This is a genomic window from Kitasatospora sp. NPDC032121, from assembly GCF_055580145.1.
The window spans coordinates 100004-126973 of record NZ_JBVILX010000004.1 but is presented as its reverse complement, the minus strand read 5'-3'; the positions used below and the strand labels follow the sequence as shown (position 1 = coordinate 126973).

23 protein-coding genes are annotated in these 26970 nt (G+C 73.8%); 10 read left to right on the top strand and 13 right to left on the bottom strand.

The genetic code is table 11. The annotated features are described in order from the left end of the window. Nucleotides 1–60 precede the first annotated feature (60 nt). The 3 genes from ACZ5OX_RS14555 to ACZ5OX_RS14545 all read left to right on the top strand — a co-directional run bounded on the left by ACZ5OX_RS14555 (nt 61) and on the right by ACZ5OX_RS14545 (nt 4132). The gene (locus ACZ5OX_RS14555) at nt 61–930 is read left to right on the top strand and encodes a 3-hydroxyacyl-CoA dehydrogenase family protein (protein WP_465630200.1); all 870 of its coding nucleotides are present in this window, start codon (nt 61–63) and stop codon (nt 928–930) included. Between the two features lie 353 nt (nt 931–1283). Next, a complete protein-coding gene (locus tag ACZ5OX_RS14550) occupies nt 1284–1613 on the top strand; it encodes an STAS domain-containing protein (RefSeq protein ID WP_449791594.1) in 330 nt (109 codons plus the stop codon). 248 nt (nt 1614–1861) lie between these two features. After that, complete coding sequence (locus ACZ5OX_RS14545) at nt 1862–4132, top strand: ATP-binding protein (RefSeq protein WP_465630199.1); 2271 nt, start codon at nt 1862–1864, stop codon at nt 4130–4132. Nucleotides 4133–4136: 4 nt separating this feature from the next. Here the strand turns inward: ACZ5OX_RS14545 and nucS are convergent, their stop codons facing one another. Then, on the bottom strand, nt 4137–4796 hold the full coding sequence (gene nucS / locus ACZ5OX_RS14540; protein ID WP_030057515.1) for an endonuclease NucS: 660 nt from the start codon (nt 4794–4796) through the stop codon (nt 4137–4139). Between the two features lie 481 nt (nt 4797–5277). Between nucS and ACZ5OX_RS14535 the strand changes: the two genes are divergently transcribed. Further along, nucleotides 5278–5670, top strand: coding sequence for an SCO5389 family protein (locus ACZ5OX_RS14535; protein ID WP_392873067.1), 393 nt, complete (start codon nt 5278–5280; stop codon nt 5668–5670). Nucleotides 5671–5752: 82 nt separating this feature from the next. Here the strand turns inward: ACZ5OX_RS14535 and ACZ5OX_RS14530 are convergent, their stop codons facing one another. After that, a complete protein-coding gene (locus ACZ5OX_RS14530; protein ID WP_465630198.1) occupies nt 5753–7045 on the bottom strand; it encodes an LLM class flavin-dependent oxidoreductase in 1293 nt (430 codons plus the stop codon). A 229-nt stretch (nt 7046–7274) separates the two neighbouring features. On the opposite strand from ACZ5OX_RS14530, the gene ACZ5OX_RS14525 reads away from it, so the two are divergent. Next, a complete protein-coding gene (locus tag ACZ5OX_RS14525; RefSeq protein WP_465630197.1) occupies nt 7275–7598 on the top strand; it encodes an ATP/GTP-binding protein in 324 nt (107 codons plus the stop codon). A gap of 37 nt (nt 7599–7635) precedes the next feature. On the opposite strand, the gene ACZ5OX_RS14520 is transcribed toward ACZ5OX_RS14525, so the two are convergent. Next, nucleotides 7636–8403 carry an ABC transporter permease gene (locus tag ACZ5OX_RS14520; RefSeq protein ID WP_465630196.1) on the bottom strand — a complete coding sequence of 256 codons (768 nt, stop codon included), beginning with the start codon at nt 8401–8403 and terminating at the stop codon, nt 7636–7638. 1 nt (nt 8404) lies between these two features. Continuing rightward, a complete protein-coding gene (locus ACZ5OX_RS14515; RefSeq protein ID WP_465630195.1) occupies nt 8405–9409 on the bottom strand; it encodes an ABC transporter ATP-binding protein in 1005 nt (334 codons plus the stop codon). Between the two features lie 93 nt (nt 9410–9502). On the opposite strand from ACZ5OX_RS14515, the gene ACZ5OX_RS14510 reads away from it, so the two are divergent. Both ACZ5OX_RS14510 and ACZ5OX_RS14505 read left to right on the top strand, forming a co-directional pair. Next, the gene (locus tag ACZ5OX_RS14510; RefSeq protein WP_465630194.1) at nt 9503–10300 is read left to right on the top strand and encodes an alpha/beta fold hydrolase; all 798 of its coding nucleotides are present in this window, start codon (nt 9503–9505) and stop codon (nt 10298–10300) included. Continuing rightward, complete coding sequence (locus ACZ5OX_RS14505; RefSeq protein ID WP_449791599.1) at nt 10297–10617, top strand: hypothetical protein; 321 nt, start codon at nt 10297–10299, stop codon at nt 10615–10617. Before ACZ5OX_RS14510 ends, ACZ5OX_RS14505 begins: the two co-directional genes overlap by 4 nt. A gap of 109 nt (nt 10618–10726) precedes the next feature. Here the strand turns inward: ACZ5OX_RS14505 and ACZ5OX_RS14500 are convergent, their stop codons facing one another. The 3 genes from ACZ5OX_RS14500 to mce form a co-directional block, all read right to left on the bottom strand. Further along, nucleotides 10727–11656 carry a coiled-coil domain-containing protein gene (locus ACZ5OX_RS14500; protein WP_316526249.1) on the bottom strand — a complete coding sequence of 310 codons (930 nt, stop codon included), beginning with the start codon at nt 11654–11656 and terminating at the stop codon, nt 10727–10729. A 117-nt stretch (nt 11657–11773) separates the two neighbouring features. After that, nucleotides 11774–16762 (bottom strand): hypothetical protein, encoded by a 4989-nt coding sequence (locus ACZ5OX_RS14495; RefSeq protein ID WP_465630193.1) that lies wholly within the window; start codon nt 16760–16762, stop codon nt 11774–11776. 509 nt (nt 16763–17271) lie between these two features. Beyond that, nucleotides 17272–17712, bottom strand: coding sequence for a methylmalonyl-CoA epimerase (gene mce, locus ACZ5OX_RS14490; protein WP_392873046.1), 441 nt, complete (start codon nt 17710–17712; stop codon nt 17272–17274). A gap of 254 nt (nt 17713–17966) precedes the next feature. Here mce and ACZ5OX_RS14485 point away from each other — a divergent pair, with 254 nt between their 5' ends. Together ACZ5OX_RS14485 and meaB are read left to right on the top strand one after the other, a co-directional pair. Then, nucleotides 17967–19160, top strand: a complete 1194-nt coding sequence (locus tag ACZ5OX_RS14485; protein ID WP_449807443.1) for an acetyl-CoA C-acetyltransferase — start codon at nt 17967–17969, stop codon at nt 19158–19160. Nucleotides 19161–19251: 91 nt separating this feature from the next. Beyond that, the gene (gene meaB / locus ACZ5OX_RS14480; protein ID WP_465630192.1) at nt 19252–20208 is read left to right on the top strand and encodes a methylmalonyl Co-A mutase-associated GTPase MeaB; all 957 of its coding nucleotides are present in this window, start codon (nt 19252–19254) and stop codon (nt 20206–20208) included. A 384-nt stretch (nt 20209–20592) separates the two neighbouring features. Here meaB and ACZ5OX_RS14475 read toward each other — a convergent pair whose 3' ends face one another. The 5 genes from ACZ5OX_RS14475 to ACZ5OX_RS14455 form a co-directional block, all read right to left on the bottom strand. Further along, complete coding sequence (locus ACZ5OX_RS14475) at nt 20593–21108, bottom strand: MarR family winged helix-turn-helix transcriptional regulator (RefSeq protein ID WP_465630191.1); 516 nt, start codon at nt 21106–21108, stop codon at nt 20593–20595. Nucleotides 21109–21148: 40 nt separating this feature from the next. Next, on the bottom strand, nt 21149–21961 hold the full coding sequence (locus ACZ5OX_RS14470; RefSeq protein WP_465630388.1) for an AIM24 family protein: 813 nt from the start codon (nt 21959–21961) through the stop codon (nt 21149–21151). A 230-nt stretch (nt 21962–22191) separates the two neighbouring features. Next, on the bottom strand, nt 22192–22842 hold the full coding sequence (locus tag ACZ5OX_RS14465; RefSeq protein ID WP_465630190.1) for an AIM24 family protein: 651 nt from the start codon (nt 22840–22842) through the stop codon (nt 22192–22194). Then, entirely contained in the window at nt 22842–23480 is a 639-nt protein-coding gene (locus ACZ5OX_RS14460; protein ID WP_402401147.1) for an AIM24 family protein, read from the bottom strand. Before ACZ5OX_RS14460 ends, ACZ5OX_RS14465 begins: the two co-directional genes overlap by 1 nt. Before the next feature lie 128 nt (nt 23481–23608). Continuing rightward, complete coding sequence (locus ACZ5OX_RS14455) at nt 23609–24406, bottom strand: DUF2127 domain-containing protein (RefSeq protein WP_449791712.1); 798 nt, start codon at nt 24404–24406, stop codon at nt 23609–23611. 266 nt (nt 24407–24672) lie between these two features. Between ACZ5OX_RS14455 and ACZ5OX_RS14450 the strand changes: the two genes are divergently transcribed. Further along, a complete protein-coding gene (locus tag ACZ5OX_RS14450; protein ID WP_449791713.1) occupies nt 24673–24984 on the top strand; it encodes a DUF3817 domain-containing protein in 312 nt (103 codons plus the stop codon). Between the two features lie 91 nt (nt 24985–25075). Here the strand turns inward: ACZ5OX_RS14450 and ACZ5OX_RS14445 are convergent, their stop codons facing one another. After that, nucleotides 25076–26701, bottom strand: coding sequence for a M4 family metallopeptidase (locus ACZ5OX_RS14445; protein WP_465630189.1), 1626 nt, complete (start codon nt 26699–26701; stop codon nt 25076–25078). Nucleotides 26702–26970 lie beyond the last annotated feature (269 nt).

Here is a 26970-nt window from a genome sequence, read left to right as displayed (position 1 = left end):
TGCCCTGAGCCGCCTTCAGGGCCCGCCCGCGGGGCGGCGACGGCATCGGGAGACCCAGCCATGAGCAATGCGTCCAGCAAGCAGATCGCCGTGATCGGTGCCGGCCTGATGGGCGCCGGCATCGCCCAGGTGTCGGCGCAGGCCGGCCACCCGGTGGTGCTGCGGGACGTCACCGAGGAGGCGCTCCAGCGGGGCCTGGCGGGCATCCGCGCCTCCTACGAGAAGTTCGTCGCCAAGGGGAAGCTGAGCGCCGAGGACGCCGAGGCCGCGCTGGGCCGGATCACCACCACCACCGACCTGGGCGCCGTCGCCGAGGCCGACATCGTGGTCGAGGCCGTGTTCGAGAAGATGGAGGTCAAGGAGGGCGTCTTCCGGGAGCTCGACAAGCTCGCCAAGGACGGCGCCGTGCTGGCCTCCAACACCTCCGCCATCCCGATCACCCGGATCGCCGCCGCCACCGAGCGCCCGGAGTCGGTCGTCGGCGTCCACTTCTTCTCGCCGGTGCCGATGATGAAGCTGGTCGAGCTGGTCCGCGGCTACAAGACCAGCGACGAGACGCTGGCCGCCGCCCGCGCCTTCGCCGAGGGCGTCGGCAAGGAGGTCGTGGTGGTCAACCGCGACGTGGCCGGCTTCGTGACCACCCGCCTGATCACCGCGCTGGTCGTCGAGGCCGTCAAGCTGTACGAGTCGGGCGTGGCCACCGCCGAGGACATCGACACCGCCTGCCGGCTCGGTTTCGGCCACGCGATGGGCCCGCTCCAGACCGCCGACCTGACGGGCGTGGACATCCTGCTGCACGCCGCCCGCAACATCTACACCGAGACCCAGGACGAGAAGTTCGCCGCGCCGGAGATCATGGCCCGCATGGTCACCGCCGGTGACCTGGGCCGCAAGAGCGGCCGCGGCTTCTACCCGTACGAGGGCAAGTGAGCCTGCCGGGCTGAACGGCCGCCGGGCCGTGCGACCGGAGCGTCGTACGGCCCGCTCCACCGGGCCGGGTGAGTTTCCTCACGCCGGGTGCCGCAGACGGGTGATTTGGGCGGGAATCGAGCGTAGGTGTGGGGACGACCTGCGTATATTCCCTCGGACGGGTGAAGTTGCTTCAGATCTGGCCGGAACCAGCAACCTGTGGAGCCGGTTCACCGTCAGATGAAGGAACCCGGCATTCCGCCCGGGTCCGGGTGTGGGGCTGCGGCCCGCCCGGATGCACCCCCCGCTCCCGCACCCGGTACGGCCGGGGCGGGCCCGCCCCGCACCAGGCCGTCCAGGCGAAGGAGGAGAGCATGCGCATCACCGGCGACCACACGGCGCTGGCCATCGAAGGCCGCCTCGACGTGCGCACCGCCGCCGACGCGCGGGCCCGGCTGCACCAGGCGGTGGACGGCGGCCTCGGCGACCTCGTGCTCGACCTCGCCCGGCTGGAGTTCTGGGACGCCACCGGGCTCGGCGTGATCATGGGCACCCACCGGCGGGCCGGCCGGATCGGCCGCCGGCTGGTGCTGCGCTCCGTCCCGGCCCAACTCCAGCGGCTGCTGGTGGCCACCAAGCTGCACCGCATCCTGACCGTCGACGGCGTGACCGGCGTCGCCGAGGCGCACGGGATCGCGCTCTAGCCGCTCCGGCGCCGCGCGCCGGACCGCGCGCCCCCGCACCCCCGGGCCCCACCCGCGCAACGTCCCTGGTCAGCGCTACCGGCCGGTCGTACGCCGCGGACCGTCCTGCACGGGCGGGTCCGAATGTGCAAGAGTCTGCCCGTCAGAAGACGGCCGCCGGGGCTGCCTCCAGCCCGGCCGCGGCCGCTACCGGGACGTCAGCCGGGCGGCGCGGGGCGCCGACGGCCGAGCACGATGCGGAGCAGAACGTGGCACAGCCATCCGGGGACTTCCGGCAGGACGCCGTCCGCACCCGTGGCGGCGAACTGGTCTCCGGCGGCCTGCTGGTTGGCGTCGGTGCCCCGGACGGCTCCGAGGCCCGGCCCTGCCCCGCGGAGTGGCGGCCGCACCCGCGCCGGATCGAACGCAGCGAGCCCGCCCGCGGCCCGGTCGGCGGCGTCGGCCGCGCGGTCGGCCCGCTCGCGCTCGGCGCCGGGCCCGCCGACCTGCCGCTGCTGGACCGCGAGGCCGACATCGCCGAACTGCTCGGCCTGCTCGCCGAGGGCCGGTCGATACGCCTGGTCGGCCAGGCCGGCTCGGGCCGCAGCGCACTGCTGTCGGCCGTCGCCGAGGCCGCCGCCGACCTCGCCCCCGGAGGTGTGGTGCAGCTCTGCGGCCACCGCCGGACCGTCCCCGACCTGCTCCAGGACCTCTTCACGGCCACCCACCACGCCCCCGGCTACCGCCCCGACCCCGGGCAGCTGGCCGCCCACCTCGCCGAGGTCGGCGCGATCGTGGTGATCGACGCCGCCGAGCCCTCCGGCGCCGAGCTGGAGCAGCTGCTCGCCGCCGCCCCCGGCTGCGCCTTCCTGATCTCCGCCGCCCCGGACGGCCCGCCGCTGCCCGCCGGCTCCCGGCTCCAGGACCACCTGGTGGCCGGGCTCTCCCGCTCCGCCTGCCTCGCCCTCACCGCCCGGCTGGCCGGGCGGCCGCTGGACGTCGACGAGAAGGCCTGGGCGGTGGACCTCTGGTTCGAGTCCGAGGGCCTGCCGCTGCGCTTCGTCCAGGCCGCCGCGCTGCTGCGCCAGCGGGACCTCGCGGTGGACGCGCTGGTCGCCGCCGAGGACGACCGGATGGACGTCTTCGGAGCCGTCGAGGAGCCCGCCCACGACCAGGACCCGGCGATCCGGGAGAACGCGCTGCGCCGCACCGTCCCGCTGCCCTCGGTGGCGCAGACCGCCTCGCCCGCGGTCCGGCTCGCCGAGGGGTTGAGCGAGCCCGCCCAGGCCGTGCTGCGCCTGGCCGTGGCGCTCGGCGGCGAGTGCCCCACCGCGCCGCACCTGCCGGCGCTGATCGACGTCGGACAGGGCGAGGCCGCCCTCGCCGAACTCACCGACGCCGGACTGGCGGTGTCCATCGGCGGGCACCACCGGCTGACCGCCGGCGCGCTCGACCTGCTCGCCCCGCACTGGCCGCCCCGCGGCTGCGTCGACGGCGCCGCCCGGCACTTCGCCTGGTGGGTCGGGCACAGCTCGGTGACGCTGGAGCAGATCGCCGCCGAGGCGGAGGTGATGATCGGCGTGCTGCTCGCCGACCGCACCGCCGGGCGGCACGACGCGGTGGTCCGGCTCGCCCGCGCGGCGGCGCCCGCGCTGGCGCTGGCGCTGCGCTGGGGCGCCTGGGAGCGGGTGCTCCAGCTCGGTCTGGAGGCGGCCCGCCGCACCGGTTCGGCGGTCGACCAGGCCTGGTTCCACCACGAGGCGGGCGTGCACGCGATCTGCGTCCAGCAGCCCTCCCGGGCCGTCGCCGAACTGGAGACCGCGCTCACCCTGCGGAACACGGCGGGTGAGCAGCGCGGGGTGGCGGCCGCGCGCCGGATGCTCGACCTGCTGCGCGCCGACGGTCGGCAGCTGCCCGCCGCCGCGCCCGCGGCGGCGCCCGGCCGCGCCCCGGTGATCCGCAAGATCGCGGCCCGGGTGCCGGCCGGCCTGAAGTCCAGTCGGCGGCGCCGGGCGGCGGTGCTCTCCACGGCGGTGCTGACCCTGGGGGTGCTCGGCACGGCGGTGGCGATGAGCTTCAGCGGGCCGGAGGAGGTCAAGGGGAACGATCCGCACACCAGCCGGCCGGACCGCGGCAGCGGCAGCGAGGACCCGCCGTTCCCGCAGTCCTCCGGCAGCGCCGGGCCGGGGACGACCGGTGCCGGGCCGGGCAGCCCGGCGGGGCAGGTCGGCAGCCCGGAGCCGTCCGCGAGCGGCAGCGCCTCGCACTCGCCGAGCGCCTCGCCGACGAGGAAGCCGAGCTCCTCGCCGAGCGCGGGCGAGTCCCAGCCCGCGCAGCAGCCGCAGCCGCCCGCACCGGGCCAGCCGCAGCCGCCGGCCCCGCAGCCGGGTCAGTCCCAGTCGACCGGAGGGCCGTCGCAGCCGACGGAGCCGAGCCGCAGCCCGTCCTCCTCGCCGTCCACCCCGACGTCGCCTGTCACGTCGGGATCGCCGACGACCCCGGGCGGGACGACCAGTCCGGCCGCCCCGGGACCGTCCTGAGCGGTCAGAACAGCTTGAGCTTGTCGTCGTCGATGCCGCGCAGCTCGTCGTAGTCCAGCACCACGCAGCCGATGCCGCGGTCGGTGGCCAGGACGCGGGCCTGCGGCTTGATCTCCTGCGCGGCGAAGACGCCCTTGACCGGGGCCAGCAGCGGGTCCCGGTTGAGGAGTTCGAGGTAGCGGGTGAGCTGCTCGACGCCGTCGATCTCGCCGCGGCGCTTGATCTCGACGGCCACCGTGGCGCCGTCGGAGTCGCGGCAGAGGATGTCGACCGGGCCGATCGCGGTGGGGTACTCGCGGCGGATCAGCGACCAGCCGGCACCGAGCACCTCCATCCGGTCCGCGAGCAGCTCCTGGAGGTGTGCCTCCACGCCGTCCTTGATCAGGCCCGGGTCGACCCCGAGCTCGTGGGACGAGTCGTGCAGCACCTCCTCCAGCGTGATGATGAGCTTCTCGCCGGCCTTGTTCTCCACCGTCCAGACCCCGTCGGCCTCCTTGAGGGCGCACGGCGGGGACATCCAGTTGAGCGGCTTGTAGGCGCGGTCGTCGGCGTGGATGCTGACGCTGCCGTCGGCCTTGACCAGGATCAGCCTGGTGGCGGAGGGCAGATGGGCGGAGAGCCGACCGGCATAGTCGACTGAGCAGCGGGCAATTACGAGACGCACGGTCGACCACGCTAGCCCACCGGGGCCAGTTGATGCGATTCCGCGACGGCAGGGTGAAGAAGGCGCGAACCCGTCCACCATGGAGGGCCTGTGGTCCCGCTCCCCGCCCGTCGAGGTCTGGCGCCGCCCCCTTAGGGTCGCTACGGTGTGTGACGGCACGCTCGCGGGATCGCTGTCAACGGGGATGGAGACTTCAGATGAACGACCCGACGGGATCCGGCCAATCCCGTGCAGCGCAACATATTTCCGAAGCAATCCGCAGGAATGACCGGCCTGTCGCGCCGTTGACTGCCACGCTGTTCTGAGCGCGTTCGGTGTCCAGGACGTCACGTCCCGTGCTGCCGCCGCTGTCGCGAAGGTGCCGGAAACCCCTGTCCCTCGGTGTTCCGGACGTCCCGCGCGAATCAGCCACCCTCACTGTGAGCTTGACCTACGCACGACCACCCGGGCGCCGCGCGGGTGGACCGCGAGAGGAGAATCCATGTCGCTCGACGTCTCACCGGCCCTGCTCGAGAAGGCCGAGCGGGGCGAGGTCGACGAGCGGGAATTCGTCGACTGCGTCCGCGTCTCGCTGCCGTACGCCTGGGACCTGATCAGCTCGTTGGTCGCCCAGGCGAAGGTCGACGGCACCGACTTCGCCGACAACCAGGTACCGCCCCCCAGCGAGAAGGCCCGGGGCCAGCTGCTGCGCGCCCTCGCAAGCGACGCCATCCGGGGCGCCCTCCAGCGCCACTTCGGGGTCCGGCTGGCGTTCCAGAACTGTCACCGGGTGGCGGTGTTCCTGCCGTCGGAGGCCAACGAGGCGCGGTACGACCGCTTCACCTCGGTCCGGGAGCAGCTGCTCAACCAGTCCGAGGAACTGCGGGACTGCTGAGCCCCCGGCCGTACCGCGCCGCGGCGCCGGCCGCCCCGTCCCCGGGTGTGGGGGAGGGGCGGCGGTCCGGCCCGGACGGGACCTAGCCGAGCTGCGGCAGCACCTCGGAGCCGAGCCGGGCGATGTTGCGCAGGGTCGCCTCCTGGTCGCCGCTGCCCTCGGCGAGCAGGGCGAAGCGCCGGATGCCGGTGCGCTCGGTGGTGGCCAGCAGCCGGTCGGCGCACTGCCGCGGGGTGCCCACCGCGTGCAGGTCGCAGAGCAGTTCGGTGTACTGGCGCGGGTCGCGCATCTTGCGCTCGCGGCCGTCCACGGTGCGGTGCGCGCCGAGCCCGTACTCGAACCAGCCCGGCATCGCGTTCAGCAGGGTGGAGCGGGCCGCCGCGGCGCGGTCGTCGACCTGGGCCACCCCGGCCGCGACGTGCTGACGGCCGACCCGTCGCAGCTGCTCCTCACTGCGCCCGGCGGCCAGCCAGGCGGTCCGGTACAGCTCCAGCATCCGCAGCTTGTCGTCGTCCCCGGAGTGCATGCCGAGCAGCATCGGCAGGCCTCGCTCGGCGGCCAGCCGCACCCCGCCCGGTGAGGTGCAGGCGACCACCACGGGCGGGCCGGCCACCGGCCGTCCGTCGGCGGTGAGTTCCTCGCCGAGGCCCTCGTCGTCCCGGCGCTGGCGCGGGAAGCGCACCGGGCCGGACCGCTCGCCCAGGCCGAGCCAGCTGACCAGGCCCGGCCGTCGCAGCGGCTCGGTGGCCCGGGGCACCACGGCGACCTCGGGGAAGGCGAACTGCGGGCCGTCCGCGCCCACCCGGGCGCAGCGCAGCCAGCGCAGCAGCAGGTCCAGCCGCTCCGGGAACCCGGTCTCGAAGGCGTCCACGCCGCCACCGAACACGTCCAGGTCGATCCACGGCCCGCCGCGGCCCACTCCGAGCGTGAACCGTCCCCCGGAGGTGAGGTGCAGCAGCGCGGCCTGCTCGCCGAGCCCCACCGGGTGGCGGGTGGAGAGCACGCTGACCGCGGTACCGACGCCGATCCGGCGGGTGCGGCCGAGCAGCATCGCGGCCAGCGTGGCGGCGTCCGGGCACACCCCGTACGGCACGAAGTGGTGCTCGGCCAGCCAGACGCTGTCCAGGCCCGAGCGTTCGGCCTCGACGGCCGCGCTGACGGTGCGCTCCAGCACCTCGCCGTGGTCCTGTCCGGGGAACTGCGCGGACAGCAGGAACAGGCCGACCCGGACCGGACCGGTGGACGGCGGCACCGCGCCCGCCCGCAGGGTCGCCGGCAGCGGCTCGCCCGCGACGGCCGTCACCGGGGGGACGGAGGTCAGCGTCGGGCCGGGGGCGGGCCGACCGCTCTCGGCGCGGGCGCTGGTCTTGCTCATCGTTGGTCCTCCTCGGGTGCGCGCAGGGTCTGCGGGCCCCGCCTTCTCCCCTTGTGGGTATCCGATGTCATGTGCCAATGGCACGCGGAACCCTGGATTTCCCCGATGATCGGGTGGATCTCGGCAAAAACGCCGGAGTACCGGACAGAGCCGTGGTAGGAGCGGCGATGGGGTAGCCCGATCGGCCGTAGGCTGGACGACCCAGGCCCAGGAGGAGAGGGAGTCCGCCGTGTCGCCGCGCCGCAACCGGATCAAGAGCGCCGCCCCCCACGAGAGTGCGGAGCCGACCGCCCCGCTCGGCGGTTCGCTGCGCCGTACCGAGACCTACCAGGGCGACGAGTGGGTGGTCCAGACGGTCGCCGGGACGGCGGGGCGGTTCTACCGCTGCCCGGGCTGCGACCAGGAGATCCCGCCGGGGATGGGCCACGTGGTGGCCTGGCCGACGCACGGCGCGGGGGTGGACGACCGGCGGCACTGGCACCGGGCCTGCTGGGGGGCGCGGGAGCGCCGGGCCTCCAACCTGCTGCGGGGCCGCGGCGCTCCGCGGTACTGACGGCCCGCCGGGGGGCCGCCGCGCGTCGCGGGGCCGGCTACGCGTCGCGCTTCTTGAGCACCAGCACGCCGCCGACCAGGGCCGCCGCCGTCCAGGCGAGGCAGATCAGGAAGCCGGCCCACGGCCCGTACGGCTGGCCCTGCTGCTCGTACACCAGCGTCATCCGGGAGCCCGCGTAGTCGGGGAAGTAGTGGGCCAGGGTCTTGACCTTCGGCACCGCCGAGAGGATCGGCGAGAGCAGGAAGAAGAACGGCACCAGCACGCCGAGCGCGAGCGTCTGGTTGTGCAGCATGGTGGTGACGCCCGCCGCGAACAGGCAGAGCATCGTCAGGTACAGCGCGGCGCCGAACACCGCGCGCAGCACGTTCGGCTCGCCGATCGCGGTGGAGTGCGAGCCGAGCAGCGCCTGGCCGGCGAAGAAGGTGACGAAGGCCGTCAGCACCGAGACCGCCAGCGCGAGCGCGCCGAGCACCACCAGCTTGCCGGCGAGCAGGGTGGCGCGCTGAGGGACGGCGGCCAGGGTGAGCCGGATCATGCCGCTGCTGTACTCGTTGCCGATCGCCAGCACGCCGAACACGATGATCACCAGTTCGCCGAGCACGATGCCGGAGAAGGCGGTGCTGGTGGGGTCGAACGGGTTGGGGTCGTGCCGTCGGAACTCGGTGAAGTTGTCGTTGGTGAGCAGCGACAGCAGCGCGCCGACGCCGACCGTGACGACGAAGGTCAGCGCGAGCGTCCAGAGCGTCGAGCGGACGGTGCGGATCTTCGTCCACTCGGAGCGCAGGACCGCGGGGAAGGACGCCATCTCAGATCTCCTCCTGCCGTGCCGTGGTGGTCTGCCGGGCGCCGTCCGCCTTCCAGCCGGCGCCCCACTCGGCGGGCGCGCCGGCCGCGTCCCGGCCGGGCCCCTCGCCCGCGTGGTACTCCACCGCGTCGGCCGTCATCTGCATGAAGGCGTCCTCCAGCGAGGCCTGCTGCGGGCTGAGCTCGTGCAGCACCACGCCGTGCCCGGCGAACAGCTCGCCGAGGTGCGCGATGTCCCCGTCGACCACCTCGTAGGAGCCGTCCGGGCCCGGTTCGTGCGGCAGGCCGGCCCCGGCCAGGACGTCGAGCAGCCGTTGGGGCTCCGGGCCGCGCAGTCGTACGGCGGAGCGGGAGTTGCGCCGGATGAACTCCGGCATCGGCAGATCGGCGAGCAGGCGGCCCCGGCCGATGACCACCAGGTGGTCGGCGGTGACGGCCATCTCGCTCATCAGGTGGGAGGAGACGAAGACCGTGCGGCCCTCGGCGGCGAGGCGCTTCATCAGGTTGCGGACCCAGAGGATGCCCTCCGGGTCCAGGCCGTTGACCGGCTCGTCGAACATGATGATCTCCGGGTCGCCGAGCAGGGCGGAGGCGATGCCCAGGCGCTGGCCCATGCCGAGCGAGAAGCCGCGGGCCCGTTTGCGGGCGACCGGGGTGAGGCCGACCAGGGCGAGCACCTCGTCCACCCGGCGCTCGGGGATGCGGTTGCTCTGGGCGAGCCAGAGCAGGTGGTCGCGGGCGGTGCGGCCGGGGTGGACGGCCTTGGCCTCCAGCAGCGCGCCGATGTACTTGAGCGGCTCGCTGAGCTGGCCGTAGTGCCTGCCGTCGATGGTGACCCGCCCGGCGGTCGGGCGGTCGAGGTCGAGGATCATGCGCATCGTGGTGGACTTGCCGGCGCCGTTGGGGCCGAGGAAGCCGGTCACCACGCCCTGGGGGACCCGGAAGCTGAGGCGGTCCACCGCAAGGGTCTTGCCGTAACGTTTTGTCAGCTCGTGCAGCTCGATCATTCGTGCTCCCTCAGTTCCTTGCCAGGCTAGGACAAAGGGGGTATCGCGGCCCGCTGAGTGGGCCCGCCGGGCGTGCCGGAATAGGTTGGGCGCATGACCCAGAGTCCCTCCGCAGTGTCGGTCCGCGAGAGCGGTACCGGAACACCACTCGTGCTGTTGCACGCCTTTCCGTTGAACGCCTCGATGTGGTCCTCCCAACTGGACGAGCTGCCCGGGCTGACCGGGGACGAAGTGCGCGTGCTCGCCCCCGACCAGCGGGGGTTCGGCGGCACCGCGCTGGGGAGCGACGAGCCCTCGCTGGACCTGGTCGCGGACGACCTCGCCCTGCTGCTGGACGCGGCCGGGATCGAGCGCGCGGTGGTCGGCGGGCTCTCCATGGGCGGCTACGTGGCGCTGGCCTTCGCCCGCCGCCACCCCGGCCGGCTGTCCGGCCTGCTGCTGGCCAACACCCGGGCCACCGCCGACACCGACGCCGTACGGGCCAACCGGGAGCGGATCGCCGCCGCCGTCACCGCGCGGGACAGCGTGCAGCTGCTGCTGGACGAGCAGGTCGCGGCCGGGCAGCTCGGCCCGGACTCGCAGCACCTGGTGGAGCGGGTGCAGGAGCTGGTCGCCGCCGCGCCGCCGGCCGCCGTCGCCTGGGCCCAGCGGGCCATGGCGGCCCGCCCGGACGCCCTGGACGTGCTGGCCGGCCTGCGGGTGCCGGTCTCGATCGTGGCGGGCGCCCAGGACGCCCTGGTGGCGGCGGAGGAGGCCGAGGCGATGCTGCGGGCCAGGCCGGACGCCGAACTGACCGTCCTGCCGGGGGTGGGCCACCTGAGCGCCCTGGAGGCGCCCGGGGCCTTCGACGCCGTCGTGCGCGCCCTGCTCGCCCGGGTGGCCGTCGGATGAGCCAGGAGAGCCAGGACTCGGCGGCCTGGGACTTCTCGGCACTGGAGGTGACCGGCCGGATGCCCGTGACCAACCGGGGCGAGGGGCTGGTGGAGCTGACGCTGGAACCGCTCGGCGAGGACTACTGGATGCGCCCGGGGGAGACCTTCATCGTCACCTCGTACGGCGACTACGGGCCCGGGCACCCCTTCGAGGTGCAGTACTGGCCGGACTCGGTGTCGGTCTGGTGCACCTCCTGGTTCGGCACCGTCTCCGACGACGAGGGCAACCAGCTCAGCAGCGGGTACCAGCGGCCGGACGGCGCCTACCCCAGGTGAGGGCCCCGGCCCGACGGGCCCGGCAGAGCCGGCGGCGATGACGGCGCGAAAGCCGACGGGCCCTCACCCGCGGGGGTGAGGGCCCGTCGTGCCGTTCGGCCGGTGTGCGTCAGCGCGACTGCTGGGCGGGCACGCCCATGGTGTCGTCGGTCGGCAGCGAGGCGGCGGCCACGGCCGCGCCGGTCAGCGTGGCCAGCATCTCGCGGACGTTGGTCAGCTGGGCGTTGATGCTGTCGCGGCGGTTGGTGAGCGCCGCCAGCTCGCGCTCCGATTCGCTGCGGATCCGGTCGGCCTTGGCGTTGGCGTCGGCCACGATGTCCTCGGACTGGCGCTGGGCCGTCTCGACGGTCTGGCGGGCGCGGCGCTCGGCGTCGGTGCGCAGCTTCTCGGCCTCCAGGCGCAGCTGCTCGGCCCGGTGCTCGATCTCGGCCAGGCGCTTCTCGGCCTTGGCCTGACGGGCGGCCAGGTCGCGCTCGGACTGCTCGCGGCGCTTGGCCAGGTTGGTCTCGAACTCCAGCGCGGCCTGGGCGGCCTTGGTGCGGGTGTCCTCGAAGAGGGCGTCCGCCTCCTCGCGCTTGTTCTGGGCGTCCTTGTTGGCCTCGGCGCGCAGCTGGGCGGCGTCGCTCTTGGACTTGTCGACGATCCGCAGCCCCTCGTCCTCCGCCTTGGCCTTGCGGTCCTTGGCGTAGTTCTCGGCCTCGGTGCGGACCTGCTGGGCGGCGGCCTCGGCGAGCTCGCGGTGCTGCTCGGCGGCGCGGTGCGCCTCGTCGCGCAGGTCCTTGGCCTCCTCCTCGGCGAGTCGCAGGATCTTCTCGACCCGGGCGCCGAGGCCGGCGTAGGAGGGCTCCTGCTCCACGACCGCCGCCTGGGCGGACTGGGTCTCCAGGTGGAGCTCCTCGATGCGCTTCTCCAGCGCGCTGATCCGGGTCAAGGCACTGTCACGGTCGGCCACCAGCTTGGTGATCCGCTCGTCGACCTGGGCGCGCTCGTACCCACGGCGCACCAGGTCGAAGCCGTGAGGGGAGTGACTGTCGCTCATGGGGTTCTGGGCTTCCTGTCGTCAAACCGCTGAGGTGGTTGAGGGAATCCTGACACGGTACCGGAGTGTCGACGGCGATACGCCGTTCTCTCACGGACAATGACCGCCAATGTCCGCTCAATCGGGTGGTGAGCTCTTGGAGCGATTGCCACCCGCCCGGGGGGAGCCAACTCCGGCACCGGCCTTGGCGCCCCCGTCCTTCTTGTTGCTGCCCCCGTTGGCCTGGGCGACCGGTGACGGCGCCTCGAACGCCTCCAGGGCGGACAGGACGTCCTGGACCCTGGAGATCTCGGTGTTGATGTCCTTGCGGCGGCGCACCAGTTCGTCCAGCTCGCGGCGGCCCTCGTCGGTGACCCGCTTCGCCTCGGCCTTCGCCTCGGCGAGCAGCCGCTCGGCCTCCGCCTTCGCCAGTTCGATCTGCTCGTCCGCGGCCTCGTCGGCCTCCCGCAGCCTCTTCTCCGCCTCGGCGGCGGCCCGGTCCAGCCGCTCCTCGGCCTCCGCCTCCGAGGACCGCAGCTTGGCCTCGGCCTTCTCGATGAGCGACTCGGCCCGGTCGGTGGAGGTCGCGAGCTTGGTCTCCGCCTCCTTCAGCAGGCCCTCGGCCTTGCGGACGGCGGACAGCCGGACCTTGCTGGCCTCCGCGGAGGCCTCCGAGGTCAGCTCGGCCGCGCGGTCCTCGGCCGCGGCGACCAGGGCCGCCGCGCGGTCCTCGGCCTCGGCGACGGTGGACACCGCCTGCTCCTCGGCCTCGGTCAGCTGCTCCTGAGCGGCCGTCACCAGCGCGTCCACCCGCTCGCCGGCCGACTTCATGGCCGCCGCGTTCTCCTTGCGGGCGCGCTCGTGCAGGGCCTCGACCTCGGCGTCGGTGCGCTCGCGCAGCTCCTCGGCGCGCTCGCGGATCGCCGTCGCGTCCCGGCGGGCCTCGGCGAGCAGGGCGTCCGCGTCGGAACGGCCCTTCTCGACCGCGGCCTGACCGGCCGCCTCGCCCGCGGCGACCAGCCGGTCGGCCTCCTTGCGGGCGGCGGCCACCATCGCGTCCGCCTGCTCCTCGGCGGCGGCGGTGGTCGCCAGCGCCGTGGTCTGGGCGTCCTCGCCGAGTGCCTCGGCGTCCGCGAAGGCCTTCTCCAGGACGGACTTGGCCTGGTCGCGGGTGGCCTTGTCGAACTGCTCGGCGGCCTCCCGGGTCTGCGCGTCGTAGGCGTCGGCGCGGGAGTGGGTGGCGGAGTCGTACTCGTCGGCCAGGGTGCGGGTGGCGAGGGCGTACTCGTCGGCCTCGGCGCGCAGGCCGGCGGACAGCTCCTCGGCGTCGGCGATGCTGCGGGCACCCTGGGCCTCGGCCTCGGCCACCGTACGGGCGGCCTGTGCCTCGGCGTCGGCGCGCAGCTGCTCGGCGGCCTCCTGGGCGGCGCGCAGCTCGGCCTCGGCGTCCGCGCGCAGCTGCTCGTCGTAGGCCAGGGCCTCGGCGCGCTGCCGGCCGAGCTCGTTCTCGGCGGCCTCCCGCTCGGCGGCCAGCTCCAGCTCGGTCTGCTCGCGCAGGGCGGTGGTCTCGGCCTCGGTACGGGCCCGCAGGTCGGCGGTCTCGCGGTCGACGAGCTCGCGCTGCTCGGCGGCCTCGCGCTCGACCAGGGCGCGCAGCTCGGCGGCGTACGCGTCGGCGGCCTCGCGCTGCTCGGTGGTCTCGCGCTCGGCGAGGACGCGCAGCTCGGTGGCGTCCTGCTCGGCGGCCTCGCGGACCTCGGCGGCCTCCTCCTCGGCGGCGGCCTTGAGCGCGGCGATCTGCTCGGCGGCGGCCTCGTGCATGCCGGCCACCGACTGGCGGACCTCGGCGGCCTCCTCCTCGGCGACGGCCACCAGCTCGGCGCCCTCGGCCTTGGCGGCGGCGATCAGCTCGGCGCGGTCGGCCTTGGCCTGCTCCAGCTCGGCGGTCGCCTCGGCCCGGATGCCGTCGGCGGTGGCGCGGGCCTCGGACAGCTCGCGGCCGGCCTCGGCCCGGACGGTCGAGGCCTGTTCGTTGGCCAGGGCCAGCTCGGCGGCGGCCTTCTCGCGGGTGGCCTTGGCGTCCTTGACGGCCTCGGCGCGGCGCTGCTCGGCGGTGGCCTCGGCGCGCTCCAGCACCTCGTCGGCGGCGGTGTGCTGCTCGGTCGCGTAGGCGTCGGCCTGCTCGCGGGTTTCGGCGGCGTACGTGTCGGCGGCGGTGCGCTGTTCGCCGGCGTAGGCCTCGGCGGCCTCGCGGACCTCGGCGGCGTACGTGTTCGCCGCCTCGCGGACCTCGGCGGCGTGCTTGTTTGCCGCCTCGCGGACCTCGGCGGTCTCGGCGGCGGTGCGCTTGGTGAGGTCGGTGGCGTGCTGTTCGGCCTCGGTGCGGACGCGGTCGGCGTGGGCCTCGGCGGCTTCGCGCTGCTGGGTGGTCTCGCGCTGGGCGAGGGCGCGCAGCTCTGCGGCGGCCTGCTCGGCCTCCGCCCGGGTCTCGGCGGCGTACGTGTCGGCGGCGGTGTGCTGCTCGGCGGCGTAGGTGTCGGCGGCCTCGCGGACCTCGGTGGCGTGCTTGTTCGCCGCCTCGCGGACCTCGGCGGCGTGCTTGTTTGCCGCCTCGCGGACCTCGGCGGCGTGCTTGTTTGCCGCCTCGCGGACCTCGGCGGTCTCGGCGGCGGTGCGTTCGGTGAGGTCGGTGGCGTGCTGTTCGGCCTCGGTGCGGACGCGGTCGGCGTGGGCCTCGGCGGCTTCGCGCTGCTGGGTGGTCTCGCGCTGGGCGAGGGCTCGCAGCTCCGCGGCGGCCTGCTCGGCCTCCGCCCGGGTCCGCGCCGCGGCCTCCTCGGCCTCCTCGCGGGCGGCCTCGGCGGCGTCCAGGTGCTCGGAGGTCTCCTCGCGCTCCCGCCGCAGCCCCTCGGCGGCCTCCTCGCGCTCGCGCAGGCTCTCCTCGCGCAGCGCGTTCGCGGCGGCCTCGGCCTCGGCCCGGGCGCGGGCGGCCTCGGTGTCGGCCTCGGTGCGCACCCGCTCGGCGTCGGCCACCGCGGCGTCCCGGACGGCGTTCGCCTCGGCCTGCGCGTCGGTGGTCAGGGCCTCCGCCGCGGCGGTCGCCTCGGCACGCACCCGCTGGTCGAACTCGCTTGCGTCGCGCCGGAGTTCGGCGGTCTCGCGCTCGGCGGCGGCGCGGTTCTCGGCGGCCGCGGCCTTGGCGGCGGCGAGCGCGTCCTGGCCCTGCTGCTCGGCGGCCCGGGTGATCTTCTCGGCCTCGGCGCGGGCCCGGGTGAGGGTCTGCTCGGCCCGTCCCTGGGTCTCGGCGGCCTGCTCCTGGGCCTGCTCGCGCAGCCGCTCGATCTCCCCGGCGGCACCCGCGCGCAGCTCGTCCGCGTCGGCCTTGGCCTTGGTGAGGAGCTCCTCGGCGTTCTTCGCCGACTCCTCGATCTGGACGACGGCCTGCCGGCGGGCCTCGCCGCGCACCCGGTCGGCCTCGGCGGCGGCCTGGGCGCGCAGCTCCTCGGCCTCGGCCCGCAGCCGGGCCGCCTCGTCCTGCATCTGCTCGATCCGCTCGCGGATCGCGGCGGCGTCGTCCAGGGCGGCGTTCTGGGCCTGCTCGACGGCGGCCTGGGCCTGCTCGCGCAGCCGCTGCGCCTCGGCGGCGGCCTCGGCGCGGATCCGTTCGGCCTCGGCGGCGGCCTCGCCGCGCGCCGTCTCGGCGTCCTTGTTGGCCCGGCCGAGGATCTCCTCGGCGGTCTTGGCGGCCTTGGCGAGGTGGACGGTGGCGTCCTTGGCGCCGGCCGCCCTGCCCTCCTCCTCGGCTTCGCCGCGCAGTCGCCGGGCGTCGGCCTCGGCCTGCGCGCGCAGCTCGGCGACGTCCCGCTCGGCCAGGGCGCGCAGCTCGGCGATCGCCGCCTCGGCCTCGGCCTTCAGCTGGGTGGCCACCGACTCGGCGGTGGCCCGAAGCCGTTCGCTCTCCTCGGCCGCGGCGGCCTTGGCGGCGTCGGCCTCGGCCTGCTTGGTGATGGCTTCGGCGCGGACGGCCTCGGCCTCGGCGCGGATCGCCGAGGCTTCCTGGGTGGCCTGGGCGACCATCCGGGCCACCTCGGCCCGGGCGGTCTGCGAGCGCTGCTCGTTGGCGGCCTCGCCGTCGGCGACCCGGCGCTCGGCGGCGGCCTCGGCGTCGGCCTGGAGCCGCTCGGCGGCCTGCTCGGCCTGGGCGCGCAGTTCGGTGGCCTCGCGGCGGGTGCGCTCCGCCTCGGCGATCGCCTCGGCGCGCAGCCGGTCTATCTCGGCCTTGGCCGCGGCGAGCTGCTGCTCGGCCCGCTCCTGTTCGGCGGTGGCCTGCGCCTTGAGCCGGCCGATCTCGGCGTGGGCGGCGGCCAGCTGGCCCTCGGCGGCGGCGTGCGCGGCGGCCAGCTGCTGCTGGGCCTCGCCCCGGGCGGCGTCCACGTCGGCGGCGGCCTGGGCGCCGGCCTGCTGGGCCTGCTCGGAGGCGGCGCGCAGCAGGCGCTCGGCGTCGTTCTGGGCCCGCTGCAGGGCGGCCTCGGCGGCGGCCTGGGCCTCGCCGCGGGCGGCGTCCACGTCGGCGGCGGTCTGGGCGCGGGCCTGGTCGGAGAGGGCGACGGCCTCCGCGCGGGCGGCGGCGACCATCCGCTCGGCCTCGGCGCGGGCCTCCTGGAGCAGCCGCTGCGCCTCCTGCTCGGAGCCGGCCCTGGTCTGCTCGGCCCAGCCGTTGACGTGCTGCTCGGCGGAGCGGCGCAGCTCGGCGAGCTCGTCCTCCAGCTGGCGGCGGCGGGCGGCGAGGTCGGCCTCCAGCCGGGCGGTGCGCTCGGCGGCCTCGGCCATGATCCGCTGGGTGGCGGCCTGGGAGTCGCGCAGCTGGCGCTCGGCGTCGGCGCGCAGCTGCTGGGCCTGCATCTCGGCGGTGCGGAGCATCTGCTCGGCCTGGCCGGAGACGGCGTCGAAGGCGCGCGGCTGGGCGAGCATGCGGCGGGACTCGTGCAGCTTCGCCCGCAGCACCTCAACCTGGTAGGCGAGGTCCTCGGCGTGCTCGACTGCCTTGTCCCGCTCCTTCCGAGTCCGACCCATCTCGGCCTCGAACTGGGAGAGGTGATCGTCAACCTCGTAGCGGTCGTTGCCCCGCACTCCGCGGTCCCATCCATCTCCTGGTCGCGTCCTCGACCCGGCCGGTGCCGGGCTCCCGTATCCCGGGTGCCGGTCCGACTGGCTCCTTGCATCCGCAGCCGGTGGACGGTCCCCCGTCATGCCGGGGCCGCCCGCCGCGGTCGTCGGAGTCCGGGGCGTGGGAGCGCGGGGTTCCGCGTTCCCCCGTCCGGGTGGACTCCTGGGCGAACTCTTGCCTTGTGGAGAATGGTGACAGATCCGTCTTGCGACTGTTCAGCCGTGCCCGCGTAATGGACTCCCCTTGCGACGGGCCGCCCGCCGGCGGGCGGACTGGCCTGTCTTCGGCCGTGCCCGTCGCCTCCGTCCCCCGGAGCCTTCGCGCACCTGGGCATTGTAGTGGGAGCGCACTGCGGGGGAATGGCCGCAGGGGTGTTTTCCGGCTCTTCCGCCAGGTTACTGACGGGTCATGACCGACGAGGCGTCGGCTGCCCCCGGGGCGCAGGGCGCCCCGGGGGCGGTCCGGGAGGGGATCAGTGCTCGTCGTGGCCCTGCTGCGCGGAGGTCACCAGCTCGGTCAGCACGCCGCCGCAGTCCTTGGGGTGCAGGAAGGTGATCCGCGAACCCATCGAGCCGATCCGCGGCTGGTCGTAGAGGACCCGGATGCCCTTGTCCCGGATGGCCTCGGAGTCGCCGTCCACGTCGGCGGTGCCGAAGGCGATGTGGTGCACGCCCTCGCCGTTCTTCTCCAGCCACTTGGCCACGGTGGAGTCGGGCCGGGTGGGCTCCAGCAGCTGGAGGTAGGAGGCGCCGCCGTCGTCGGTGCCGTTGATCCGGAGCATCGCCTCGCGGACGCCCTGCTCCTCGTTGACCTCGGAGTGGAAGACCTCGAAGCCGTAGGTGGCGCGGTAGAACTCGACCGTCTTGTCGAGGTCTCGGCAGGCGATGCCGATGTGGTCGATGCGGGTCAGCACGACGGCCTCCGGTGGTGGGAGAAGGTGGTGGCGGGAAGGTGCACCCAGTGCAGCGCATGGCCCGCGACGGGCGCCAGTGCCGGGCGTGCGAGCCTGCTCACACGGGCGGTGGTTCACCCGGGGCGGGTCGGCACGGTGTTGACTGGATGGTGCCAGTGCGCTCGATCACACCGTCGCTCCGGTGACGGGCGGGTAACAGGTCAGTACATTGAGCGCATCCTCACCTGGCCACGACGTGCGAAGGGGCCCGTCCCATGACCAACACCACCTCTGTGATCGTTGCCGGTGCGCGGACCCCGATGGGCCGCCTGCTGGGTTCCCTCAAGGGCTTCTCCGGTGCCGACCTCGGCGGCGTCGCGATCAAGGCGGCCCTGGAGCGGGCCGGGATCACCGGCGAGCAGGTCCAGTACGTGATCATGGGGCAGGTGCTCCAGGCCGGCGCCGGCCAGATCCCGGCCCGCCAGGCCGCCGTCAAGGCCGGCATCCCGATGAACGTCCCGGCGCTGACCATCAACAAGGTCTGCCTCTCCGGCCTCGACGCCATCGCGCTGGCCGACCAGCTGATCCGGGCCGGCGAGTTCGACATCGTGGTGGCCGGCGGCCAGGAGTCGATGACCAACGCCCCGCACCTGCTGCCGAAGTCCCGCGAGGGCTTCAAGTACGGCGCGATCGCGATGCTCGACGCGATGGCCCACGACGGCCTCACCGACGCCTACGAGAACATCCCGATGGGCGAGTCCACCGAGAAGCACAACACCCGCCTGGGCATCCCGCGCGAGGCGCAGGACGAGATCGCCGCCGCCTCCCACCAGCGGGCCGCCAAGGCGCAGGCCGACGGGGTCTTCGACGCCGAGATCGTCCCGGTCGCCATCCCGCAGCGCAAGGGCGAGCCGGTCCTGTTCAGCCAGGACGAGGGCATCCGCGCGGACACCACCGTCGAGGGCCTGGCCAAGCTGCGCCCGGCCTTCACCAAGGACGGCACGATCACCGCCGGCACCTCCTCGCAGATCTCCGACGGCGCCGCCGCCGTGGTCGTGATGAGCAAGGCCAAGGCCGAGGAGCTGGGCCTGAGCTGGATCGCCGAGATCGGCGCCCACGGCAACGTGGCCGGCCCGGACAACTCGCTCCAGTCGCAGCCGTCCAACGCGATCAAGCACGCGCTGGCCAAGGAGGGCCTGGAGGTCGCCGACCTCGACCTGATCGAGATCAACGAGGCGTTCGCGGCCGTCGCCCACCAGTCGATGAAGGACCTGGGCGTCTCCTCCGACATCGTCAACGTCAACGGCGGCGCCATCGCTCTCGGCCACCCGATCGGGATGTCCGGCGCCCGCGTGGTGCTGACCCTGGCGCTGGAGCTGCAGCGCCGCGGCGGCGGGGTCGGCGCGGCCGCGCTGTGCGGCGGCGGCGGCCAGGGCGACGCGCTGATCGTGCGCGTCCCGAAGGCCTGACCGGCGGGATCTGATCCCCAGGGCTGCGGACCGCGTCACTGCGGTCCGCAGCCCCTTTCGGCATTCGACGGCATTGCGCTAGGAGCTCCTGATGATCGATGTCGCCACGCTGGTCGAGCAGGCCCGGGAGGGCCGGCCGCGGGCGGTCGCCCGGCTGATCACGCTGGTCGAGAACGCCGCGCCGCAGCTGCGGGAGGCGATGGCCGCGCTCGCGCCGTACACCGGGCGGGCGTACACGGTGGGCCTGACCGGCTCGCCCGGGGTCGGCAAGTCCACCTCCACCTCGGCCCTGGTCTCCGCCTACCGGCGGCTCGGCAAGCGGGTCGGGGTGCTGGCCGTCGACCCGTCCTCGCCGTTCTCCGGCGGCGCGCTGCTGGGCGACCGGGTCCGGATGCAGGACCACGCCACCGACCCCGAGGTGTTCATCCGCTCGATGGCCACCCGCGGCCACCTCGGCGGGCTCTCCTGGGCGGCGCCGCAGGCCCTGCGGGTGCTGGACGCGGCCGGCTGCGACGTGATCCTGGTCGAGACGGTCGGGGTGGGCCAGTCCGAGGTCGAGGTCGCCGCCCAGGCCGACACCACCGTGGTGCTGCTGGCCCCCGGGATGGGCGACGGCATCCAGGCCGCCAAGGCCGGGATCCTGGAGATCGGCGACGTCTTCGTGGTCAACAAGGCCGACCGGGACGGCGCCGACGCCACCGCGCGGGAGCTCAACCACATGCTGGGCCTCGGCGAGGCCCGGGAGCCGGGGGACTGGCGGCCGCCGATCGTCAAGACCGTCGCGGCCCGCGGCGAGGGCGTGGACGAGGTGGTCGAGGCGCTGGAGAAGCACCGCGCCTGGCTGGAGGAGCACGGCGAACTGGCCGCGCGCCGCCGCCGCCGGGCCGCCGAGGAGATCGAGGCGATCGCGCTGGCCGAACTGCGCGCCCGGATCGGCGACCTGCGCGGCGACCGCCACCTGGCCGCCCTGGCCGACCGCGTGGCCGAGGGCGCCCTGGACCCGTACGGCGCAGCCGACGAGCTGGTCGCGGGCCTCACCGCGGGCTGATCCCCCACCCACTCCGTCGCCGTTTCGGCCCAGCCGAAGCGGCGACGCCCTTTTCTGCGCAGGAAGTCGGCCGATCCGACTTCCTGCGCAGAACCGAGAGGGTCATTGGGTTCATCGCAGCTACTCTCCGCTGCCCCGCCGGATGAGTCCGGCGGGGCAGCGAAGCCCGAATGAATGACCCAAAACCGGGCGGGGCCGCGTGCAACCACGCGGGCCCGCCCCGGAACCCGACCGGGACTTCTTCGAGGTGTCGGTACTCTCCGCCCTCGCCCGGGTCGCTGGGGGAGCGGTCGGGCGAGCGCCCGGGCCTGCCTGTTCAACCGCATGCGGGTCCGCCCCGCCGCGATCGGGATCGCGGCGGGGCGGTCGTCGTGCGCGCGGGTGCTACGGCTTGCCGCGCAGGCCGCGGAGGTGTTCGGCGATGGGGGCGAGGGCCTGGTACATGTCGTCGAGCTGCTCCTGGCTGAAGCGGTCGATGAAGTGGGCCCGGACGCTGCGCACGTGGTCCGGGGCGACCCGCTGCATGGTCTCCCAGCCCTGCTCGGTGAGGTGGGCGTAGAGGCCGCGGCGGTCGCCCGGGCAGTCCTGGCGCAGGACCAGACCGGCGTTCTCCATCCGGGTGATCTGGTGGGAGAGGCGGCTCTTCGACTGGAGGGTGGCGGTCGCGAGGTCGGTCATCCGCATCCGGCGCTCCGGGGCCTCGGAGAGCACGACCAGGATCTCGTAGTCGTTGATCGCGAGGTTGTGCGGCTGGAGTTCGCGGCTGAGCTGGTACTCCAGGAGCTTGGCGACCTCCAGATGGGCGCGCCACATCCGCTGCTCCCTGGCGGTCAGCCAGGGAGTCTCCTCCTCGGGCTGCGACGGAGGGGTGTCCGCAGTGTCGATCGTGTGCGATTCCATGGCCACTAGCATAGCCGATTTAGTTCAATCTTGTACAAGTTTACAGGCCGAAACGTCGGCCGAGGTCGCCCAGGTTACCGAGGCCCGGCAGGTTCGGATTCCCGCCGCCGTGCGCGGCCGGCTGGGTCGGCACGCCGCCGACCGGCACTCCCGCCTCGGCCCCGACCTGCCCGACCGACCGCTCCGCCATCAGCTTCTCGCTCGACTGCAGCAGCACCTGCCCGGCGCCGATGAACTCGAACTGGTGCTCCTCGCCGGAGGCGCCGCCGATGCCGGTCAGCCGGCGCAGGCCGCCGATCAGCCCGTGCATGTAGTCGTGGTCGTAGTGGTGGCACGGCGCCGGGCAGTCCGCCCAGCCGACCAGCGCCTGCGGATCCACCCGGATCGGCGGCTCGACGAAGTGCACCGGGCCGTTGGAGGCGGCGACGAAGCGGCCGGTGCCGATCAGTGTCAGGAAGCCCGGGATGATCGACTGCTTGAGCCGCAGCGTCGGGTCGAAGGCCAGCAGGTTGCCGGAGCGGACAGTCAGGTTGCCGTCGTCCAGGTCGTAGGAGTTGAGGTCGAACGCCCGGTCGGCCAGCACCAGCTTGCCGCGGCCCTCGGCGACCACCCAGTCCGCCGCGTGCATCGGCGAGTTGAAGTGCTGCCCGAGTAGCCGGTCGACCGCCCCGGCGCCGACGCCCTTGAAGGTGATGTCGCCGTAGTAGGCGACCATCTTGCCCTTCTGCAGGAAGTACGAGCCGTTCAGCTCGACCGAGAAGGCGTACGGGTTGACGTTGTCGCCGGCCGGCAGGCTGTGGGCGTCCCACACCACCGGCCCGGCGCCGCCGTGGCCGGTCGGCAGCGGGGCCACCGGGCCGCCGAACTGCTCCTGGGCGTACGGCTGTTGCTGCGCGTACGGCTGCTGGTGGGGCGGCGGGGGCTGGTGGGCGGGCGGCGGGGGCGGGTAGCCCCCGGGCGGGGGCGGCGGGTAGCCCTGCCCCGGCTGCGGGCCGTAGTTCGGCGGGGGCGGCGGGACGGCGAAGCCGGGCTGGGTCGGCTGGTCGTGCGGCGAGCCGTACGGGGGCTGCGGCGGGTAGGACATCAGAGCTTCTCCTCGCTCGCCTGGACGTACACCGCGCCCTGCCCGGACAGTTCCAGCTGGAACGCCTCGCCCGAGCCGCGGCCGATCATGTCGCGCCAACCCAGCGCCGTTGACAGCTTGTTGCGCACGTCACCGCGGTGCGCCACGTACGCCTGCGGGTCGACGTGCACCGACTGGCCGGGGGCGATCGGCAGCTCGAAGACGCCGCCGTGGGCCATCACCGCGACCGAGCCCTGGCCCTCCAGCTTGGTGGTGAACAGGCCCTGCCCGGTGACCTGGCCGCGGACCATGCCCATCACCCCGCCCTGCGAGCCCATGAACATGGTGGACTGCCGCAGCGTGCCCTCGAAGGCGAGCAGCCGGTCCGCCTCGACGTACAGGGTGTCGCCGAACAGGTCGATCACGTGGACGTGGTGGCCGCCGTGGCCGAACATCACCCGGCCCTGGCCCTCGACGGTCATCAGCGGGGTGTCCTCGTTGGCCACCCGGCGGCCGATCATCGACATCACCCCGCCCTGCCCGCCGGTGATGTTCGGGGTGAAGCGGACGTCGCCGCTGTACGCGAGCATCGCGCCGCGCTGGCTGAACAGCCGCTGGCCGGGCACCACCTGGGCCTCGACCATCTTGCCGTTGATCTTCGTGAAGCCCATCAGACGTCGCCCCCGACCGTGACCTTCTCGGACGGCTGGACGTACACCAGGCCCTCGCCGGTGAACTCGATCTGGACGGCCTCGCCGCCGCCCTCGCCGATGAACGTGGTCCAGCCCGCGCCCGACTTCAGGCTGCGCTGCAGGGTGCCGGTGTGCGCCACGTACGCGCCCGGGTCCACCCGCAGCGGCATGCTCTTGTCGACCCGCAGGATGACGGCCGGGCCGTTGGAGGTGACGGCCGCCCAGCCGTGGCCCTCCACCTTGGTGGTGAACAGGCCGTTGCCGGAGGACATGCCGTTCAGCCCGGTGAAGCTGGTGCCGGTGTGCAGGGTGGCCTCGGTGCAGAGCAGGTTGTCCGACTCGACGTACAGCGTCTCGCCGTTCAGCCGGACCAGATTGATCTCGGTGGCCTTGTCGGCGAAGTAGCAGGTGCCCTGCCCCTTCACCTCCATGACCGTCATCTTCTCGCCGGTCAGCCGGCGGGTGACCATGCCGCGCAGGCCGTCCCCGCCGCCGGTCAGCTTCTTGAAGGCCATCTGCCCGGTGTAGGCGACCATCGAACCGTGTCGCGCCTTGACCGCGTCCCCGCCCAACTCGACGGCGAGTACGCGTGATCCCTGGAGTCTGAACTGTGCCACGGCCGCAATCTAGCCGCTGCGGCCGCGGCTGGGGGAGAGCGCGCGGGCCAACTGGTACCAGCCTGCGACAAACGCGCCGGTCGGACCGGCGCGCGCGCCCCCAGTCAGGCCCGGGCGTGCGCCCCCGGTCAGGCCCGGGCGTGCGCCCCGTGCCCGGGGCGCGGAACGGTGCCGGCCGCCTGCTCGACCTCCAGCAGCGAGGCCGAGTGGCGCTCCGCCTCGAAGGCGACCACGCCGCCGCGCAGCCCGAACAGCCGCTTGGAGAGCATGATCCAGAGCACCGCCGCGATGTTCAGCACCAGGGTGCAGATCTTCAGCGCGCTGACGTGGTGGCTCAGCTCGTAGCCCTCCAGCGGGAGGAAGGCCGCGGTGGCGACCACCGTCAGGTACTCGGCCCAGCGCTTGTTCAGCCAGAGGCCGACCGCCTCGACGATCTCGACCACCGCGTAGGCGACCAGTGCGCCCGCGACGATCAGCAGGGTGCTCTTCTTGAAGTCGAAGGTCTTGCGGATCGTCTCCACGATCGGGGCGTGTTCGAGGTCCCAGTGGAAGTGGTCGGTGACCGGCCGGAAGACCGTGAGGTTCTCGTCGAACACCCGGTGCACCGCGTCCTGGCTGTTGGAGAACTTCCACACCGCCCAGGCGATCACGATGATCAGCAGTCCGCGCAGTACCCGCTCGACGGCCAGGAAGCGCAGGATGAACAGGTCCCGCAGCGCCTTGCCGCGCGGCACCAGCGGCGCGTCCTCGGCCGGGCCGGAGCCGTGCGGGGCGCCCAGTGCGAAGTCGCCGCAGCGCAGGCAGCGCCAGGCGTCGCCGAGGGCGGTCGAGGCGTGCAGCCGGGAGGCGAGTTCGGGCTCCGTCGGCGCGTAGGTGATGTGCCCGCGCTTGGCGCAGGTCCTGCGGTCCCAGTCGCGCTTGAACATGTGGTGGCACCCCCGTGTGCGTTGCGTCGCGCGTCCGGATCGGTGGGCGCGCGGGCAGCAGGATAGGGGTTCCCGGGGGCGGGCGGTCGCGCTCGGTGGCGTTCCGGCACAGAGCTGTGACAGGGCGGCCGGAGCGCTGTGAGATCGGGCACGGTGGCCACCCCCGGCCGGGGGGCCGCACGTCCGCTCGGCGATAATGGCCGAATGCTTGTGAGTCGCTTCACAAGCGCGCCCGCGCCGCCCACCCCCGTATCGAGGTATCCATCGTGAACAGCAGCGCCGTCCACCGCCTGCGCCTGGTCTCCGGCCCCGAAGGGGTCTCGTTCATCCTGCTGCTGATCTGCTCGGTGCTGAAGCGGACCACCTCGTTCGACGCCGTCCCGGTGATGGGCATGGTCCACGGCATCCTGTTCATCCTGTACGTGGTCTTCTGGATCCAGGCCTGGCAGACGCAGAAGTGGGACGCCAAGCGCGGCGTCCTGCTGTTCGTGCTCGCGGTGCTGCCCACCGGCGGCTTCTTCGCCGAGCGGATGCTGGCCAAGGAGGAGCGGGGCGAGCCGAAGCCCGCCACCGCCTGATCCCGACCCCCTCGTGGACGGTCGACAGGCTGCCACGGCCTCCTCTCCCAAAGGGCCGCGGCAGCCTGTCGCCGTTTCTTACCGGGGATGGCTAGTTGACGCTCACCGCGCTCCAGGCCGCCGCGACCGTGTTGTACTCGGTGCTGGTCGCGCCGTACAGGTCGGAGGCCGCCTTCAGGGTCGCCGTGCGGGCCGCCTTGTAGTTGGTGGTGGAGGTCATGTAGACGGTCAGCGCGCGGTACCAGATCGCGGCCGCCTTGGTGCGGCCGATGCCGGTCACCGTCGAGCCGTTGGAGGTCGGGCTGTTGTAGCTGACCCCGTTGATGACCTTGGCGCCGCTGCCCTCGGCGAGCAGGTAGAAGAAGTGGTTGGCGACGCCGGACGAGTAGTGGACGTCCTTGTTGCCGACGGTGGAGGACCAGTAGTCGGCCGAGGCGCCGTCCTTGGACGGCTTGTCCATGTACCGCAGCGGGGTGCCGTTGCCGTTGATGTTGAGCTTCTCGCCGATCAGGTAGTCACCCGGGTCGACGGACAGGTTGGCGGACCACTCGACCATGGTGCCGAAGATGTCCGAGGTGGCCTCGTTGAGGCCGCCGGACTCGCCGGAGTAGATCAGGCCGGCGGTGGCGGAGGTGACGCCGTGGCTCATCTCGTGGCCGGAGACGTCGATCGCGGTCAGCGGGTGGGTGTTGCCGGAGCCGTCGCCGTACGTCATGCAGAAGCAGGAGTCGTCCCAGAACGCGTTGACGTAGTTGGTGCTGTAGTGGACCCGGCTCGCGGCGCCGACGCCGTTGTTCTTGATGCCGTTGCGGCCGAAGGTGTTCTTGTAGTAGTCCCAGGTGGCCGCCGCGCCGAACTGGGCGTCCACGCCGGCGGACTCGCGGTTGGACGGCAGGCCGTTGCCGAAGCTGTTGGTGGTGTTGGCGAAGAGCGTTCCGCTGCCCGAGGTGCCGCCCTTGAGGTCGGTGGTGGACTGGTTGCCCCGGGAGGCGTCCTTGAGCTGGTAGCTCGTGCCGCTCTGGGTGGTGGTCAGCGTGACGGTGCCGACGTTGACGCCCTTGCCGGTGCCGGTGGCGGTCTGCACCTTCTCGTCGGTGGCGAGCACCCGGCCGGTGGCGGCGTCGGTGATCACCTCCTGGCGGCTCGGGGTGCCGTCCGCGCGCTGGCCCTGGACCACCGTGCGGTGGGCCAGCCGGGGGCTGCCGTCGGCGGCCCAGACGACCAGCTCGGGCGCGCCGGCGCCGTCGACCCGGCTGAGCGCCGCCCCGTCCGCGTCGGCGGCGATGCCGACGGTCGCCCGCACCGCGGCGGTGGCCGCCTCGGCGGCCTGGGGTGCGGCGAGGCCCGGGGTCAGGCTGGGCACCGACAGCTGCCCGGCGAAGGCCCGGTCGACGGACTTCACCGAGCCGTCGGCCTTCTGGTGGACGACCAGGTCGCCGCCGATCACCGGCAGGCCCGCGAAGGTCCGGTCGTACCGCAGGTGCCGGGTGCCGTCCTTGTCGACCACCACGTCCTTGGGCACCAGCTGCTCCTGGCCGCCGAGGGCGAGGGCCCGGGCGACCGGGGCGCTCTGCCCGGAGGCCAGCGCGAGCAGCGCGGACTGCTGCTGCGCCGGCGAGGGGGCGGCGGCCTGGGCGGGGGCGGCGGCGATCTGGATGACGCCGGCCAGCAGGGCGGTGGCGGAGAGTACGGCTCCGACAGTCAGCTTTCGCTTCACGTACGGGGTTCCTTCCACGAGACCCGCGGGTGCGTGCGGGTGCGCCGCGTACCGGGGCGCCGGGGTTGGCGCCTTGGGGGCGGTAGGGCGCGGACGTGCCGGTCCCGCGCGGTTCCTGACGCTCCGCCGGAAGTGGGTGGGGCGGCGACGCGTCGGACGGGACTTGGTCAGAAGCATGACAATTGTTGGCAGGGATGGACAGGCGTCTTCGGGGATTGGCCAGGAACCGCCAGTCCCGGTACGGATGGTTCGGTTGCCGCCCGCTGCCG